The organism is Metamycoplasma equirhinis, from assembly GCF_006385185.1.
In the GTDB taxonomy this organism is placed as follows: Bacteria; Bacillota_I; Bacilli_A; order Mycoplasmatales; family Metamycoplasmataceae; genus Metamycoplasma; species Metamycoplasma equirhinis.
The window spans coordinates 1-741 of the sequence record NZ_VFIX01000020.1; the positions used below are offsets into that span (position 1 = coordinate 1).

At 63.7% G+C, this 741-nt stretch carries 1 protein-coding gene and 1 tRNA gene; both read right to left on the bottom strand.

The features are described 5' to 3' along the window. Positions 1–287: 287 nt before the first annotated feature. Positions 288–360, bottom strand: a tRNA-Trp gene (locus FJM08_RS08455). A gap of 198 nt (positions 361–558) precedes the next feature. Further along, on the bottom strand, positions 559–741 hold a 183-nt coding region (locus FJM08_RS08460), incomplete at its 5' end, for a hotdog family protein (protein WP_217423168.1).

A 741-nucleotide genomic window follows, 5' to 3' on the forward strand; every position in this document is an offset into this window, starting at 1 on the left:
ACGCGACCGCGACCGCTTGCCGGTGGGACGTTGCGGCCGCACCACCGGCTTTGTCACCAGGGCCGTCCGGCCACCGCTCCCGCGGCTGTCCGCATTCTCGGCGCCGTCGGCTACGGCCTCGTCGGCAACGTCGCCTTCGTCGCTCACCGCATGCTCCTTCGTTTACTAGCTACCCCGCGAGCCGTTCCGCTCTGGTGGGGCACCTTCCAGTGTCCACCATGGCACATACCTATGGTCCGTCTCCTCTTCAGGCCGTGCCTGCATCGTCGTCGAACGTTCGCCTTCAGCAGGGGCGACAGGACTTGAACCTGCAACCTGCGGTTTTGGAGACCGCTGCTCTGCCAGTTGAGCTACGCCCCTTCGCGGTTGGCAGGCAAGACCAGACCAGGCCCTGGCCAACCCACTACGCCGGGGCTCACATGACACGCGCGCCCTCCGTTCGGTGATCGCGAACCGAAAGTGGAGACGACACTCCGCTCGTTGAACTCACGGAAAGCGCGCCGATGTTGGGAAAACCCCGAGGTCCGAGTGTACATGGCCGCAGCGGCCAGTTGCTAATTACGCGGTCCTGATGACCTGCCCGGATTCCTTGTCCCATTTGAGTCTGGCGGAACCATCACCCTGCTGGCCCATCAGCGTGGTGTAGGCCTCCATGACCAGCTCACCGTCGTCGTTGGTGCAGAGGTTTCTGGTAACGACGATGTCTGCGCCGAACCGCTCGTCCACCGAATGGATGTCCAT